This is a genomic window from Corynebacterium urealyticum DSM 7109, from assembly GCF_000069945.1.
Taxonomy (GTDB): Bacteria; Actinomycetota; Actinomycetes; order Mycobacteriales; family Mycobacteriaceae; genus Corynebacterium; species Corynebacterium urealyticum.
The window spans coordinates 246913-261447 of record NC_010545.1 but is presented as its reverse complement, the minus strand read 5'-3'; the positions used below and the strand labels follow the sequence as shown (position 1 = coordinate 261447).

Sequence of the window (14535 nt, the reverse complement as noted above, 5' to 3'; positions counted from 1 at the left end):
CCCTTCACCCCCGACTACTGCTGCGGCGCGCCCTCCAAAATGGCGCGGGCGGCAGAAACCCCCAGGCGGGTCGCCCCCGCCTCGATCATGGCCACGGCTTGCTCCCAGGTGCGAATGCCGCCGGAGGCCTTGATCCCCACCCGGCCGCGCTTGCCCATCCGATCCAGCTCATCGGCCATGATCCGCACAGCCTCGACGCTGGCGCCTCCCGCCGGATGGAAGCCAGTGGAGGTCTTCACGAAATCCGCGCCGGCGCGAGCGGCCGAACGCACTGCAGCGCGCAGCTGCTCCTCGGAAAGCACCGCGGATTCCAGGATTACCTTCAGCACCGCTGGCGCGGGTAGCGCCTCGCGCACGGCCATGATCTCCGAGAGCATGGCATTCTCATCGGCGGCCACAGCATTGGCCACGTCAATGACCATGTCCACCTCATCGGCGCCCTGTTCCACCGAAAAGCGGGCCTCGGTCGCCTTGATGAGGCTCTGGTGCTTACCGGAGGGAAATCCCGCCACCGTGGCCACGCGCAGCCCGGGGTAATCCCCCGAGATCGGCAGCATGGACGGGGATACGCACACCGCACCACAGCCGAGTTCCTGGGCCTCGCGGAGCAGAGCCCGCACGTCCTCCCGGCTGGCGTCGGTGGCCAGCAGGGTGGCGTCCATAATCTGAGCGACCGACTCGCGGCTCGGGGACACGGACCCTGACGAGTTCTGGGAAGCAGCCACGGCTACCACGCCCCGGAGGCGTTATCGAGGATGTCGCGGATCGCCGGGCGAACATCCTGCCAGTAGATACCGACGATCACCGCACCGATGATCCACAGTGGGAAGGCACCGCCACCGAAGATGCCGAATAGGCCAGTCAGCGCTGCCCCGCCCCCAAGCAGCAGCCAGTTCTGCTTCTTGCGGTTGATGACCTCGAAGGCATCATCGCGGGTCATTGCCACCTGGGCAGCGGCAGCAACCCCCAGGATCAGAACGATCACGGACAGGGACATATACAGGTAGAAAGCCACCTGGAAGCCGATGAGTATTGCGGGATTCATCATGGCCTCATCCTAGTGCACGCCCCGGACACGCAGCGGGAGCGGCAGGCCACCGTCCCTTCCGCTAGAAGAGCCAGCCGATCAGCTGCGCCAGCGAGTAGATAGCCAGCCCCGCCAAGGCGCCCACGACGGTGCCATTGACGCGGATGAACTGCAGGTCCTTGCCCACCATCAGCTCGATGCGGTCGCTTGCCTCCTCAGCGTCCCACCGCTCCACGGTCTCACCGATGATGCTAGTGACCTCACCTGCGTAGTTTTCCGCCAGGTAGGACGCCGCCCCAACCAGCCGGTCTTCCAGGTTTTCGCGCAGCTGTGGTTCCTCGAGCACTCGCTCGGCGAATTCGCTGACCCAGGCCGCGATGCGGGTGCGCAACATGGACTCTGGGTCCTCGGCCTGCTCTGCGAGCACGTGCCGGGTGTTCTCCCACACGGTCGCCGGAAGCGCGGTAATGGGCCCGGAGTTGAGGATGTCCTCCTTGATGTTCTCCATGCGTTGGATCATCACCGGGTCGTGCTGAAGGTCGCGGGCCAGACCCGCGATGAAGCTGCGGAACTGCTGGCGGGCCTCGTGGTTCGGGTTGGCCCGCACCGCAGCGGTGAAGTCCACGACCTCGCGGTAGACGCGGTCGCCGACGAGCTCGCGGACGAAGCGGGGCGCCCAGCGCGGGGTGCGCTCGTCGATGAGGTTGACGATGAAGTCCTCTGACTCCCGGGCCTTATCGTCCATCCAGATGACGGCCGCGTCGACCAGTGGCTCGGTGCGGCCCTCGTCGATGAGCTGCTGTAGGCCGCGCCCCATCGGTGGGCCCCACTGTGGTTCGCGGAGGCGGTCGATGACCATCACGCGCAGGACGGCCTCGACTTCCTTGGCGTTCACCCCGTTGACCGTCAGCCGGATCAGCTTGCCGATCTCCCGGCTGATGACCTGGTCCCCCTCGGATTCCACTACCCACTTGGCGGCCCGTGTAGGCAGGTGGGCGGCCCGCAGCTTCTCGGAGATGAGGGTGGCGTTGAGGAAGTTCTCGCCGACGAACTCCGACAGCGAGTGGCCGACCTGGTCCTTCTTCCGCTTGATGATCGCGGTGTGTGGGATCGGCAGGCCCAGTGGGTGGCGGAAGAGTGCGGTGACGGCGAACCAGTCCGCGATACCACCAACCATGCCGGCCTCGGCGGCGGCCTGGACGTAGCCGACCCAGGCCGGGGCATCGCCGCCGTGATCCACGATGCGGCAGATGACGAAGACGATCGCCGCGAAGATCAGCAGGCCCGAGGCGATGGCCTTGTGCTTGCGCAGGTCGTGGCGCCGCTGGGCCTCGGACTCCGGGGAGGGGCCGGGCACCGGCAGGCTGCTGCTAGCTGGGGCGGGGTTATCAATGCTGCGATGGCTCACCCCACCAGTATCGCAGCTTTAGCCCTTGGGGTCTTCCCCTCCCCCACCGCGACGCAGCCCCAAGCCTGCCATGCCGTCGCGCGACCGAGAAGCAGCATGCAAAAAGCCGCCCCGGTCACCGTCCTCAATGACGGGACCGGGGCGGCCTCAAGTACTAGCTTTGCGGGCTGCGTTGGAGGTGCGTGCCCTGCGCGTGCATCACGCGCGTGCTAGCCAAGTTCTAGTGGATGCGACCACTGCGCTTGACGTACTCGCGGTAGTTCGCGCGACCGATGTGGACCATGGCGAAACCACCGAAGAGAAGGAGCACAGCACCGATCAGACCTGCGATAACGAAACCGGTTGCATTGTCGCTACCGGCTGCACCAGCCAGGCCGTAGATCGCCATGCCAAAGAAGGCCAGGGAACTCAGGATGGAGCCCATCGCGACCCAGGTGATAGAGCGGTGCAGAGAAGAGTGCGGCGCATCGTAGCTCGACGGGACGAAGCCGTCCTCGTAGTAACGCTCCATCTGGAGGCTTTCAGCGAGAGCCATTTCTTTCCTACTTTCCGGAAAACCTGTATGTATCTACAGCTTAACCTAGTCGTCCTTACCGCGGAAGGCAGCACGTGCGCGCTCCTTCGTGATCGCGGCAACGGCGGTCAGCGGGATGCCAGCCGGGCAGACGTCCGCGCACTCGCCGTACAGGGAGCAGTGACCGAAGTTGGTCTCCACCTCGTCGACCATGGCGCGGGCGCGCTTGCCGCGCTCCTCGCGACCCATCGGGGACAGGGTGAGGTGAACCAGCTTCGCGCCGGTGAACAGGTGAGCAGCGCCGTTCGGGCAGGCTGCGACACACGCACCACAGCCGATGCAGGCCGCGTGGTCCAGAGCCTTCTCCGCGTCAGAGTGGTTGACCAGCAGGTCGTCGGCGTCCGGTGCGGTACCAGCCTGGACGGAAACGAAGCCGCCCTTCTCCATGACGCGGTCCAGCGCGGAACGGTCGACGACCATGTCCTTGATGACCGGGTATGCAGCGGAGCGCAGCGGCTCCAGCTTGATGGTGTCGCCATCGTTGAAGGAAACCAGGCGCTGCTGGCAAGCAGGCTTGTTCTGGTCTGGGCCGTGCGGACGGTCGTTCACCATCAGGCCACAGGTACCACAGATACCCTCGCGGCAGTCAGAGGCGAAGGCGAAGGGCTCCTTGCCAGCCTCGACGTACATGGTGTTGACGTGGTCCAGCAGCTCCAGGATGGACATCTGCTCTGCGGCGTCGTCAACCTTGACGGACTCGAAGTGGCCTTCGGCGTTCGGGCCCGCCTGACGCCAAATTTCAAGATTCAGCTTCATTACTTGTAATTCCTTGTCATCAGCGGGATTCGATCGAAGTACAGCGGCTCGGAGTGGCGGATGAACTTCTCATCGCCGTTCGACTCCCAAGCGGAAACGAAGCACCAGTTGTCATCGTCACGCTCGGCCTCGCCGTCCTCGGAGAGGTGGTCATCGCGGTAGTGGGCACCGCAAGACTCGTCGCGGTCCAGTGCGTCGACGCACATGAGCTCGCCGAGGTCCAGGTAGTCGGCCACGCGCAGTGCGTACTCCAGCTCCTGGTTCATCTCGTTGGCTTCGCCCGGGACGTGGACGTTGGCCCAGAATTCCTTACGCAGTGCGCGGATCTTCTCGATGCCGTCCTTCATGTCCTCGACGTTGCGGGACACGCCACAGGAGAAGTACAGGATCTCGCCGAGCTGACGGTGGTAGTACGCCGCGCCGTGTGGCTCCTCGCCACGGACGTTCATGATCCGCTCGATGCGCTTCTGAGAGCGCTCCAGGGCCTCCTGTGCGGCCGGGGAGTCCTCAGCAGAGACCTCCTCGCCCAGCAGCGGCGCCAGGTAGTTCGGGATCGTGAACGGCAGGGTGAACCAGCCCTCGACGGAGGAGGAGAGCAGGGAGTTAGCACCCAGTCGGTTTGCACCGTGGTACATCCAGGATGCCTCACCGGCACAGAAGAGCCCCGGAATGGAGGTCATCTCGTGGAAGTCGGTCCACAGGCCACCCATGGTGTAGTGGCAGGTCGGTGCGATGCGCATCGGGGTCTCGTACGCGGACTCACCGATGGCCTCCTCGTACATCTGAATCAGGTTGCCGTAGCGCTCGCGGATGGTGTCCTTGCCGAGGCGCTTGATGGCGTCACCCAGGTCCAGGTAGACGGAGTTCTTCTTCGGGCCAACGCCGTAGCCGGCGTTGATCTGCTGGGCGTTCGCGCGGGACGCGATGTCACGCGGGACCAGGTTGCCGAATGCCGGGTAACGACGCTCCAGGAAGTAGTCGCGCTCGTCGTCCGGGATGTTGTTCGGGTCGCGATCGTCGCCCTTCTTCTTCGGGGTCCAGATGCGGCCGTCGTTACGCAGGGACTCGGACATCAGGATGGTCTTGGACTGCCAGTCCGAGTTGACCGGCAGGCCGGTCGGGTGGAACTGCACGAAGGACGGGGATGCCATGTAGGCACCCTGGTCGTAGGCGCGCATGATGGCGGAGACGTTGGAGTTCTTCGCCAGGGTAGACATGTGGTACACGTTGCCGTAACCACCGGTGGCCAGCACGGTTGCGTGGCCGGTGTGAGCGGTCAGCTCACCGGTGATCAGGTTGCGCATCACGACGCCCTTACAGACGCCGTTCTCGACGATGACGTCCTGCATGTCTGCGTGGGTGAAGATCTCCACGTTGCCGGCGCCGATCTGGCGGTACAGCGCGGAGGTCGTCGCCAGCTGCAGCTGCTGACCCGTTTGACCACGGGTGTAGTAGGTGCGGGAGACCTGCACGCCACCGAAGGAACGGGTTGCCAGGGTGCCGCCGTACTCGCGGGAGAACGGTGCGCCGATGGCGTTCATGTGGTCGATGACCTTCGGGGACTCCATCGCCAGGCGCCAGCAGTCGTTCTCGCGGCAGCGGTAGTCGCCGCCCTTGACCGTGTCCTTGGTGTGGAGGTAGGTCGAGTCGTTATCCAGCTTCTTACCGCGGGAGGAGTTCACACCACCCTGCGCAGCAATGGAGTGCGCGCGGCGTGGGGAATCGTGGTACGTGAAGACCTTCACGTCGTAGCCCAGCTCGCCGAGGGCTGCGGCGGCAGCGCCACCGGCTAGGCCGGTACCGACGATCAGGACGCGGAACTTGTTGCGGTTCAGCGGGGATACCAGGCCGAAGTGGTCCTTGGCGTAGGTCCACTGCTGATCCTGGCCTACCTCGTGCGGGGCGTTGTCCTTCAGGACCTTGCCGACGGTCACGCCGTCGACGGAGGACTCAGGCGCGGTGAAAGCTGCGACTGCCTCGTCGTAGTTGAAATCCGCAGTTTGGTTGTGCGGGTGGTTAATAACATCGCTCATAGCCGTTTACTCCTTAACAGACTCGCGAGCTTAAACGCCTGGGACGAATGGCACTTGCTCAATGCCCCCGAACAGCACAGCCAGTGGGATAGAGATATTGCCGATGAGGATCAGGGCCGGGACCAGGTAGGAGATCCACAGGATCACCTGGCGCCAGCGGTGGCCGGTAATGCCCAGGTCCGAGGACGCGGTCCAGATGCCGTGAGACAGGTGGGCAAACAGGATGAACATCGCGACGATGTAGATGATCGCAACTGCCGGGCGCTCGAAGGAAGCCACGAGGTTCTGGTAGGCAGCGTGGTTGCCGTCAACAGCCTCGGTGAACTCGCTGGATGCAGCCGGCTGGACACCCAGGGTCAGGTCCAGGATGTGGAAGATGATGAACAGCAGCAGCACGATACCGGTGACCGGCATGGTGCGTGCAGAGAAGGTATTCCAGTTGCTGACCATGCCCTTACGGCGGAAGCGGCCGCGGGACTGGTGGCTGCGGCCGATCAGTGCGAACGCAAACCACACGTGCAGCACGATTGCCACGAGCAGCACGATGCGGAAGATCCACAGCAGGCCGCCCTCAGGCAGGATCGGCGAACCGACCTCGCGGAGGAAGTCCGCGTAAGTATTGAAGCCCTCAGCGCCGGTGTATACCTTCAGGTTTCCGAGCATGTGGACCAGAACAAACAGGCCGAAGATGATGCCAGTGATGGCCATCGTCAGCTTCATAACCCAGGTTGGGATGCCCGGCTTTTCGCGCAGGGCTTTCGTCGTTATTTTCCCGTGGACAAGGGCGTCCCGGTTTTCGTCATTCTTTACAGTCATGGCACCTCCAGTGTCGTAATAACTCTACGAGCTTGGAGACCTTGGTCACTAACTGCCATGGTCCACCCTGGGCTTTTACACCCTATTTAGGGCAAAATCACAGGAAGCGCACCTATTGCGCAACAACTTCGTTGCGTAAATACCCTCAAATCACACCAGTCGCAACAGCCACAAAACTCCCCGCCCCGGTGGCATCGAGGTCACCGGGGCGGGGAGAAGAATGGAAAAATCCGCACCTAGCCGGCCGCGAGAACCGTCTCCCCCACGACAACCTGCGACTCACCGGTGATCCGAACCTCCTGACCCAGCACCGTGACCACGCCGGCGTCCTTCCTCCGAACGGAAACCAGCTCCACCTCACCCGGGCGAACCGTCACGCGAACCTGGACATCCCGAATGGTGACGTTGTAGCTGAGGTGCTCCCAGCCCTCTGGCAAGCGGGGATCAATGGTGAACTCCCCCTCGTGATCGCGCAGACCACCGAAGCCATAGGTCAGCGCAGTCCACACTCCACCGCAGGAGGCGATATGCACGCCGTCAGCGGTATTGCCATGCATATCCGCCAGGTCCACAAACAGCCCGCGGTGGAAGAACTCCAACGCCTTATCCGCATAACCAAGCTCCGCGGCCATGATGGACTGCACCACCGCCGACAGGGTGGAGTCCCCCGTCGTCAACAGGTCGTAGTAATCATAGTCAGCCCGCTTAACCTCCTGGGAGAATTGCTTCCCCTGCAGGAACAGCGCCAGCACCACGTCCGCCTGCTTCAGGATCTGATAGCGGTAGATCGTCAGCGGGTGATAGTGCAGCAGCAGGGGGCGCTTCGGCTCACCGTTCGGGTCGTCCAAGTCCCAGATCTGGCGGTTGAGGAAGAAATCATCCTGCGGATTGATCCCCAGCTCCTCGTTGAAGGGGATGTACATCTGCTCGGCTGCCAGCTCCCAGCGGTCCAGCTCGGCATCGTTGAGCTTGTGCTGAGCAGCCAGGTCCGCGTAGTCATCCGGCCGCTCGGCGCGCATCGTCTTCAGCACCTTCGCAGCCATGCGCAGGTTATATTGCGCCATCACGTTGGTGTAGAGGTTGTTATTCACCACCGTGGTGTACTCATCCGGACCGGTGACCGCGTGGATCTCGAAGCGGTCTTGCGCGGAGTTAAAGAAGCCGATGGACACCCAGAACCGGGCCGTACCCAGCAGGATCTCCACGCCCTCACGCATGAGGAATTCCTTGTCCCCGGTGGCGTAGAAGTACTTCATCAGCGCGAAGGCCACGTCCGCGTCGATGTGATACTGCGCCGTGCCGGCGGCGTAGTACGCGGAGGACTCGTGCCCGTTAATCGTGCGCCACGGGAAGAGCACGCCGTCGTGGGAAAGTTCCAGGGCACGCTCGTGCGCGGAGGGCAGCATCTCGTAGCGGAAGCGCAGGGCATTGCGGGCGTAATTCGAGTTCGTGTAGCTGAGGAACGGCATCACGTAGATCTCCGTGTCCCAGAAGTAGTGCCCGCCATAGCCCGCACCGGTCAGTCCCTTGGCGGGAACGCCGGTGGTCTCGGCCCGCGCGGAAGCCTGGATCAGCTGGAAGATGCACCAGCGGGCCGCCTGCTGCAGCTCTGGCTGGCCACCGATGCGCACATCGGAGCGCTCCCAGAATGCACCCAGCCACTCGCGCTGATTTTCCACCAAGCTGCTGTAGCCCACCTGCTTCGCCCGGTTGATGGTGCGGTCGCAGCGGAAGGCCAGCTCCTTCGGGGCCACGTGGCGGGAGGAGTGGTAGCTAACGAACTTCTCCAGGCGCAGGTGACAGCCCTTCGCGCCGTTGATGTGGTAGACGACGCTGGCGACGTCCTCCGCGACCTCCGTGGTCACCTCGACGTCGCCGGAGTCCGCGGTCGCCGGATTGTCCACGCGCAGCTCGTGGTCCATGGAGGCGGCGACCGTCATGCCGGAGTGGTTGACCTGGTAGCCCAGGGTCGCCCGCTCGGGCTCGGGCTGGGACTGGTACTTCGGGATCAGGACACGCTCGTCGAAGGTGGAGCCCTTCCGCGGGTCCAGCTCCCCGTCCTGGACGGCGACGGGTCCGTTGTTATCCGGGAACTCGCCCTCGCCGTCCTGCCGGTTGAGCAGCTGGGAGGAGACAACGACGGCGGCGTCCGAATCCAGCAGCTCCACCTCGAGAGCCATGATCGCCAGGTGGCGTTCCTGGAAGCTGACCATGCGCTCGGTGGTCACGCGCACACGCTTGCCGCCGGGGGTGCGCCAGATCATGCTGCGGCGCAGCACGCCGTCGCGGAAGTCGAGGGTGCGGCTGTACTCACTGATATCTGCGTTGCCGAGGCGCAGCGGCTCGTCGTCGATGTATAGGCGCATCGCCTTCGCGTCGGGGACGTCGATGATGGACTGCCCATCGCGGGCCAGGCCGTAGGCGTCCTCGGCGTGGGTGATCTTCCAGTTCTCGTAGACACCATTGATATAGGTGCCGTGGACGGCGGAATCGCGGCCTTCCGGCGGATTGCCACGCATGCCAAGATAGCCATTGGACTGCGCGAAGAGTGTCTCGGCGACCCCGAGGTCGGTGCGGTTGGGCTTGGTTTCCGCCCAGCCCCACTCCCAGACGGGGTTGTTATCGCGGTCGATCAGCTCCAGTGGGTCGACGCCGTGGTGGTGGCGGTCCGCCCGATAGCCTTCGGTGGCCAAGTCCGCACCGTCGATCGGGCGGTTCGGCCCCTGTGCGCCACCGTTGCGCTTGGCTGCGAGGAAGGCTTGGAGCTGTGCGTTGCCGGATTGCGAAGCTGAGGTCATTATGTCCCACATGTTGAGGTTTTCTTCTGAGCCGCGCACAGTCTAGCGGGCGGGTTGCACTACCCCGAATCGCGGGCTCGGGTTGTCACGTTGCTGGCTTGTGCGGCTGCACGGCGGCTCTTTTGCGCGGCCGCACAAGGCGGTACAGCCAGCGCTGTGGCACTGTGGCGGGGCTAGCCCACGAAGTCCGCGAGGTCGGCCACCACGGTGTCTGCCCCGGCGTCGCGGAGTTCCTGTTCGCCTGCTCCCCTGTCCACCCCTACGACGAGCCCAAACTTGCCGTTGCGCCCGGCGGCCACTCCACTGAGCGCGTCTTCTACCACCACGGCCTTCTCGGCTGGCACTCCCAGCCACGTGGCCGCGTGCAGGTAGGTGTCCGGGGCGGGCTTGCCGGGCAGCTCGAGCTCCGCGGCGACCAGGCCGTCCACGATGAGTTCGAAGCGGTCGAGCAGGCCCGCCGCCTCGAGCACGGGGCGGGCGTTCTTGGAGGAGGAGACGATCGCCAGCCGGGGCGAGGCCACGCCCTCCTTCGGTGCAGCCAGTGCGTCAAGCAGCTGGACACTGCCCGGGTAGGCCGCAATGCCCTGGTCCAGCAGTCGGAGGAACTCGGCATTCTTGCGCTCCCCCAGCCCGTAGACGGTGTTCTCAGCTGCCGTGTCTTCCTCGCTACCGGCGGGCAGGTCGATGCCGCGGGAGTGCAGCAGCACGGCGATGCCCTCGGTCCGCGGGCGGCCGTCGAGGTAGTCGTAGTAGTCCTGGTCGGTGTACTCGGCCACGCTCTGCCCGGTGGCGCTGATTTCGCGGAAGTATTCGCTGAACATGTGAGCCCAGGCCTCCCGGTGAAGGTCGGCGGTGGGGGTAATCACGCCGTCGAGGTCGAAGAGGATCGCGCCGTACTGCCACAGATCGGGCAGGCACAGGTCGGGCAGGTCTGCGTCTGCAGTGCCGCTCCCCTGCCCGCTTGTCGACGTCTCGGGCTGTCGCTTGTTCACGTTCCCAGGGTTCATGCTGCCGATAGTACGTTCCCCGCCACCGTTTGTGGCCGGGCAGACTCTCCCTTTGCGCTTCCTCCTGCACACCCCACTGCCGCCTCACCGTCGCCACCACCCCCAAAAGAAAACGGGGCGGGCACACCGTTGTGGTGTGTCCGCCCCGTTGTTTTACTCACCGGCCCCGTTTACGGGCGCTGGCGAGAGTCGGTAGCCGTGTTAGGCGATGCCGTTTTTAGCCTTGAACTCCAAACGACGTGCATGCAGGATCGGCTCGGTATAACCAGCCGGCTGCTCCAGACCCTTAAACACCAGATCCTTCGCAGCCTGGAAAGCCACAGACTCGTCAAAGTCCGGCGCCATGTTGCGGTAGGCAGCATCCCCAGCGTTCTGCTGGTCGACCTTCGCAGCCATACGCTGCAGGGAGTCGAGGACCTGCTCCTCGGTCACCACGCCGTGCTTGAGCCAGTTGGCCAGGTGCTGGGAGTTAATGCGGCAGGTCGCGCGGTCCTCCATCAGGTCGATGTCGTGGATGTCCGGGATCTTGGAGCAACCAACACCCTGCTCCACCCAGCGGACCACATAACCCAGGATGGACTGGGAGTTATTGTCGATCTCCTCGGCGATCTCCTCAGCAGACCAATCAGCAGACTCCGCCACCGGCAGGGTAAGGATGTCGCCCAGGGTCTCGCGACGACCCTCGGTGCGCAGCTTGTCCTGCACCTCGAAGACATCCACCTCGTGGTAGTGGGTCGCGTGCAGGGTCGCACCGGTCGGGGACGGAACCCACGCGGTGGATGCGCCCTCCTTTGGCTGACCGATCTTCTGTGCGAGCATGTCCGCCATCAGCTCGGTCTTGGCCCACATGCCCTTACCGATCTGAGCCTTGCCCGGCAGGCCGTGTGCCAGGCCGGCGTCGACGTTGTTGTCCTCGTAGGCGATCTTCCACGGCGCGGTCTGCAGGTCCGCCTTGCGAACCATCGGGCCGGCCAGCATGGAGGTGTGGATCTCATCACCGGTGCGGTCCAGGAAGCCGGTGTTAATGAACGCCAGGCGCTCCTTAACCTCTGCGATGCAGGCATCCAGGTTGGCGGTGGTACGACGCTCCTCATCCATCACGCCGACCTTCAGAGTGAACCGCTCCAGACCCAGCAGATCCTCCACTGCACCGAACAGCTCGTTGGTGAAGGCAACCTCCTCCGGGCCGTGCTGCTTCGGCTTCACGATGTAGATGGAGCCGGTGCGGGAGTTGCGCAGCGGGTTGTTCTCATCCAGACCCGGGATCGCAGCAGCCGAAGTAATAACGGCATCCATGATGCCCTCAAAGATCTCCTCGCCGTTCTGATCCAGGATCGCCGGGTTCTGCATCAGGTGGCCAACGTTACGCACGAACAGCAGGGAACGACCATGCAGACGCAGCTCCTCACCATCACGGGAGGTAAACACAGGATCCTCGTTGAGCTTACGGGTGAAGGTTCGCCCCGACTTGGTAATAGTTTTTGTCAGATTACCAACATTTAGCCCAAGCCAGTTGCGATAACCCAGAGTTTTATCCTCTGCATCCACAGCTGCCACTGAGTCTTCAAAATCGATAATTGTCGTCACTGCGGATTCGAGGTTCAGGTCCTTCACACCGGCCTTGTCGGTCTTGCCGATCGGGGACTCCGGGTCAATCTGGATGTCGATATGCAGACCGTTGTTGTACAGCAGAATGTCGGTCGGGTTGGCCTTGTCACCGCCGAAGCCGACGTAAACCTCGGGCTCGCGCAGGTGCACATCGTTGCCGTCGATGGTGGCGGTCAGCTGGCCAGACTCGACGGCGTACTTGGTGACGTCCTTGTGGGAACCGGACTCCAGCGGTACAACGCGGTCCAGGAACTCGCGACCCCACTCGATGACCTTGTCACCGCGGACCTTGTTGTAACCAGTGCCCTTCTCCTGGCCGTTTTCCTCGGAGATAGCATCGGTGCCGTACAAAGCGTCGTACAGAGAACCCCAGCGGGCATTCGCCGCGTTCAGCGCGAAGCGGGCGTTCAACGCCGAAATAACCAGCTGTGGGCCGGAAGTCTCTGCGATCTCGCTATCTATATTCTGGGTCGTAATCTCAAAGTCGCCCGGCTCGTCAACCAGGTAGCCGATCTCCTTCAGGAAGGCCTTGTACTCCTCCGGATCCTGAGCACCCTTGTGATCCTCATACCAGGCGTCCATCTTCTTCTGCAGCTCGTCGCGAGTGTTCAGCAGCTCGCGGTTACGCGGGGTGTACTCCTCGACGATCTTGCCGAAGCCATCCCAGAACTTCTCCTGCTCCGCGGCGGAATCCTTGCCGATGACGGGAAGTACCTCAGTGTTAACGAAGTCATAGAGAGTCTTGGCAACCTGAAGGCCGCCAGCGGTTACGCGCTCGGCACCTTGAGAAATAGCGGAATTAGAAATCATTGTAAAATACTCCTTTTCAGAAAACATCTAGTAGGATCGGCGCATACCGAGAATATTGTTGGCTACGTAGTTCAGAATCATCTCCTCACTGACAGGCGCCGTTCGAAACAAACGTGCCGGCCAGAATAATTCTGAGACACGATAATCCTTCACAAATCCGTTACCACCGTGGGTCTGGATCGCCCGATCAACACTCTTTACTGCAGCCCTGGCCGCAGCAAATTTAGAATAATTTGCACTGGCGCCACAGTCCCCGCCGGAGTCGAAATCTGAAGCCGCACGAAAAGTCATATTCCGTGCCAACTCTATATCTATTTTTACCTCTGCGAGTGGATGCGAAATAGCCTGATGGGTGGATATAGGAGCACCCCAAACCTCGCGAGATTCTGCATAGGCGACGGCTAAGTCAAGCGCGCGAAGGGCAATGCCATTACAAAAAGCAGCCATGAGAATGCGTTCCGGGTTGAGGCCATGAAACAGTGCCTTCAAACCCGAACTGATGCCACCAATTACACTTGATTGATCCACTTCAACCCGATCGAAACTGAGAAGCCACTGACTGTCGTCGCTAAATTTCTCAGTTTCAATCTTGGACATCGTTAAACCTTCGGTATCACAAGGAACAAGGCAACACCCGAGTTTCGCATCTTCACCATCTGGTTTTATTTTTGCCACAACGAGAATCATTTGAGCTTCATCGGCGCCGGAAATAAAGCACTTGGTTCCAGTCAAGCTATACTTTCCATCACCCAAAGGAGTTAATGAAGTACTGATCCTATGAGTGTTACTTCCTGCATCCGGTTCCGTAATAGCAAAAGCACATTTAAGGTCACCAGCGGCAATCTTTGGCAGGAATTCCTCTTTCTGCTCAGCGCTTCCGCCGTGAAGAAGGATTGATCCTACTATCCCCGGCGACATCACTAGCAACACAGGCAGGCGAGCCTGCCGAGCAAGCTCTTCTGCGACGATACTCAGGGCGAACAAGCCTTGACCACCACCTCCATACTTGCAAGGAAGTCCGGCACCAATTAGCCCGTGATCACTAAGCTCTCTCCATAAATCATACTGACCAAGCTCATCGCAGGTGGAACTTTGATCAAGCGCATCCCCCTGTCTTGCGACGATCTTCCTGACCAAAGCGCGAAGCTCATTCTCAAGCTCGTATGGCACCTATTTCACCCTCTTCTAATGTTTTGCCCGCGGAGCGTCCCACGGGCAACCAATATGTCCCTAGCAAAGACCTCAACCGACCAAACCTGCGTCCGTCTCCCCTGATGTAGCGGGCGACCAATAGCGGTCAACCCGCCATCCCGTACGCTTCGGAAAAAGTCGGTGGTATTAGCAATTCCAACGAAAGCGCGCTCGGTACTATTTTCTAAAACCCAGGCTGTTGCGCCCGCTGAAGCAACCGATTCGACAATGGAGCAGAAAACTCCCCCGTGGACAATCCCAGCTGGCTGCCATAGTGACGAATCAATAGTTATCGCTGCGCGGACTTCATCTTGCTCAACCGAGACATAATTCAAATTTAAACTTGAATCGAACCCGTTTTCGACACTCGCTTCAAGTAAAGCATCAAGTTTACCTTTCTTCCCCACTGTGTATAACCTCCTATATAAATCGCTCTTCTAATTGCTACGCAACTCAGTTAACAGCTGGTTGACTCTAGCTACCTTTAGATCCCTATCACCATCGAAG

Annotated in this window: 12 protein-coding genes; all 12 read right to left on the bottom strand. The window is 61.8% G+C overall.

Annotated elements, in window-relative coordinates; translation table 11 throughout:
* Positions 1-14 precede the first annotated feature (14 nt).
* On the bottom strand, positions 15-662 hold the full coding sequence (gene deoC, locus CU_RS01045; RefSeq protein WP_222863831.1) for a deoxyribose-phosphate aldolase: 648 nt from the start codon (positions 660-662) through the stop codon (positions 15-17).
* A gap of 65 nt (positions 663-727) precedes the next feature.
* Complete coding sequence (locus CU_RS01040) at positions 728-1048, bottom strand: DUF2516 family protein (protein ID WP_012359472.1); 321 nt, start codon at positions 1046-1048, stop codon at positions 728-730.
* A 61-nt stretch (positions 1049-1109) separates the two neighbouring features.
* Positions 1110-2435, bottom strand: a complete 1326-nt coding sequence (locus tag CU_RS01035) for a DUF445 domain-containing protein (protein ID WP_012359471.1) — start codon at positions 2433-2435, stop codon at positions 1110-1112.
* A gap of 220 nt (positions 2436-2655) precedes the next feature.
* On the bottom strand, positions 2656-2970 hold the full coding sequence (locus CU_RS01030) for a hypothetical protein (RefSeq protein ID WP_012359470.1): 315 nt from the start codon (positions 2968-2970) through the stop codon (positions 2656-2658).
* A gap of 45 nt (positions 2971-3015) precedes the next feature.
* On the bottom strand, positions 3016-3765 hold the full coding sequence (locus CU_RS01025; RefSeq protein WP_012359469.1) for a succinate dehydrogenase/fumarate reductase iron-sulfur subunit: 750 nt from the start codon (positions 3763-3765) through the stop codon (positions 3016-3018).
* Positions 3765-5798, bottom strand: a complete 2034-nt coding sequence (locus CU_RS01020) for a fumarate reductase/succinate dehydrogenase flavoprotein subunit (protein WP_012359468.1) — start codon at positions 5796-5798, stop codon at positions 3765-3767. The genes CU_RS01025 and CU_RS01020 overlap by 1 nt, the downstream gene beginning before the upstream one ends.
* 30 nt (positions 5799-5828) lie before the next feature.
* Positions 5829-6614, bottom strand: coding sequence for a succinate dehydrogenase cytochrome b subunit (locus CU_RS01015; RefSeq protein ID WP_012359467.1), 786 nt, complete (start codon positions 6612-6614; stop codon positions 5829-5831).
* 236 nt (positions 6615-6850) lie between these two features.
* On the bottom strand, positions 6851-9412 hold the full coding sequence (locus tag CU_RS01010; protein ID WP_012359466.1) for a glycoside hydrolase family 65 protein: 2562 nt from the start codon (positions 9410-9412) through the stop codon (positions 6851-6853).
* A gap of 173 nt (positions 9413-9585) precedes the next feature.
* On the bottom strand, positions 9586-10419 hold the full coding sequence (locus tag CU_RS01005) for an HAD family hydrolase (protein ID WP_081477608.1): 834 nt from the start codon (positions 10417-10419) through the stop codon (positions 9586-9588).
* Between the two features lie 201 nt (positions 10420-10620).
* Complete coding sequence (locus CU_RS01000) at positions 10621-12837, bottom strand: malate synthase G (RefSeq protein WP_012359464.1); 2217 nt, start codon at positions 12835-12837, stop codon at positions 10621-10623.
* Between the two features lie 27 nt (positions 12838-12864).
* A complete protein-coding gene (locus tag CU_RS10265) occupies positions 12865-14007 on the bottom strand; it encodes an acyl-CoA dehydrogenase family protein (RefSeq protein WP_012359463.1) in 1143 nt (380 codons plus the stop codon).
* A gap of 5 nt (positions 14008-14012) precedes the next feature.
* The gene (locus CU_RS10260; protein WP_012359462.1) at positions 14013-14435 is read right to left on the bottom strand and encodes a PaaI family thioesterase; all 423 of its coding nucleotides are present in this window, start codon (positions 14433-14435) and stop codon (positions 14013-14015) included.
* Between the last annotated feature and the right edge of the window lie 100 nt (positions 14436-14535).

Bases quoted from the DNA above. Each gene is read 5' to 3' on its own strand.
- CU_RS01040 (WP_012359472.1), bottom strand. From the start codon at position 1,048: ATGATGAATCCCGCAATACTCATCGGCTTCCAGGTGGCTTTCTACCTG.
- deoC (WP_222863831.1), bottom strand. From the start codon at position 662: ATGGACGCCACCCTGCTGGCCACCGACGCCAGCCGGGAGGACGTGCGG.
- CU_RS01025 (WP_012359469.1), bottom strand. From the start codon at position 3,765: ATGAAGCTGAATCTTGAAATTTGGCGTCAGGCGGGCCCGAACGCCGAA.
- CU_RS01030 (WP_012359470.1), bottom strand. From the start codon at position 2,970: ATGGCTCTCGCTGAAAGCCTCCAGATGGAGCGTTACTACGAGGACGGC.
- CU_RS01015 (WP_012359467.1), bottom strand. From the start codon at position 6,614: ATGACTGTAAAGAATGACGAAAACCGGGACGCCCTTGTCCACGGGAAA.
- CU_RS01000 (WP_012359464.1), bottom strand. From the start codon at position 12,837: ATGATTTCTAATTCCGCTATTTCTCAAGGTGCCGAGCGCGTAACCGCT.
- CU_RS01005 (WP_081477608.1), bottom strand. From the start codon at position 10,419: ATGAACCCTGGGAACGTGAACAAGCGACAGCCCGAGACGTCGACAAGC.
- CU_RS01010 (WP_012359466.1), bottom strand. From the start codon at position 9,412: ATGACCTCAGCTTCGCAATCCGGCAACGCACAGCTCCAAGCCTTCCTC.
- CU_RS01020 (WP_012359468.1), bottom strand. From the start codon at position 5,798: ATGAGCGATGTTATTAACCACCCGCACAACCAAACTGCGGATTTCAAC.